Source organism: Mycobacterium mantenii (assembly GCF_001667865.1).
GTDB classification, from domain to species: Bacteria; Actinomycetota; Actinomycetes; order Mycobacteriales; family Mycobacteriaceae; genus Mycobacterium; species Mycobacterium mantenii_A.
On the sequence record NZ_LZJP01000055.1, the window covers coordinates 1 to 551 of the forward strand.

Annotated in this window: 1 protein-coding gene; it reads left to right on the forward strand. The window is 66.2% G+C overall.

What is annotated here, in order from left to right:
* Nucleotides 1-551 (forward strand): condensation domain-containing protein (locus tag A5688_RS09050; protein WP_131812442.1); only part of this gene is annotated, 551 nt, incomplete at both ends.

Sequence of the window (551 nt, forward strand, 5' to 3'; positions counted from 1 at the left end):
CGGCTGATCGCGGCCATCAATGCCGCTGTGGATGAAGGCCTTTCGGTGCGTGCGGTGTTCGAGGCACCGACGGTGGCGCAGTTGGCGCTGCGGATCGGGGAGGGCACCGATGGAGGGCAGCCCCTGGTGGCGGGGGAGCGCCCGGCGGTTGTTCCGTTGTCGTTTGCCCAGAACCGGTTGTGGTTCCTCGACCAGTTCCAAGGTCCGTCACCGGTCTACAACATGGCCGCGGTGTTGCGGCTGGACGGTTCCCTGAACGCCGACGCGTTGGGTGCGGCGTTGGCCGATGTGGTGGCCCGCCACGAAAGCCTGCGCACGCTGTTCCCGGCGCCCGAGGGCACACCGCAACAAGTGGTGGTACCGGTTGAGCGGGCCGATGTCGGGTGGCAGGTCGTCGATGCCAGCGGCTGGCCGACACCGCGGTTGAACGAAGCCATCGACTCTGCGGCCCATCACCCGTTTGATCTGGCTGCCGAGATCCCGTTGCGGGCAATGCTTTTCCGCGTCACCGACGATGAGCATGTGTTGGTGGTGGTGGTGCATCATATCGC